Here is a 359-nt window from a genome sequence, read left to right as displayed (position 1 = left end):
GAGAACAGCAGCACCGCAAATTGAGCCAAGCCTGTTTATCTCGGTTCGTTGTTGATGCTCAGATAGGTGGGATCGAACTCGGCAAGCCTGGCAAGTTGGTCCCAGTCCAGAATGGTGACCACATGGTTCGTCCAGGTGATCACCTTGATCTTTTTCAAGCCACCGATCACCCGGTTCATGTGCACGACCGACAACCCAAGCACGTCGGCCATTTCGGCCTGTGACAGCGGTAGATGGAAGCTCATGCCGTTGGTGCGTTTCACCGCCTGCAGGCGCACGAACAATTCGCACATGAGATGGGCCAGGTGCGAGGTCTTGGAACGGCGGCCCATCGCCACGATCCATTCGCGATGAATGGC

The 359-nt window shown here is 56.5% G+C and carries 1 protein-coding gene; it reads right to left on the bottom strand.

Going from position 1 to position 359, the window contains the following annotated elements; all coding sequences use genetic code 11:
• Window positions 1-35 precede the first annotated feature (35 nt).
• The coding region (locus EN857_RS33615; protein WP_135897698.1) for a helix-turn-helix domain-containing protein at window positions 36-359 on the bottom strand (324 nt) is incomplete at its 5' end.

The organism is Mesorhizobium sp. M4B.F.Ca.ET.214.01.1.1 (assembly GCF_004791545.1).
Taxonomy (GTDB): Bacteria; Pseudomonadota; Alphaproteobacteria; order Rhizobiales; family Rhizobiaceae; genus Mesorhizobium; species Mesorhizobium abyssinicae.
The sequence above is the reverse complement of the archived record's forward strand: the minus strand, read 5'-3'. Positions and strand labels throughout refer to the sequence as shown.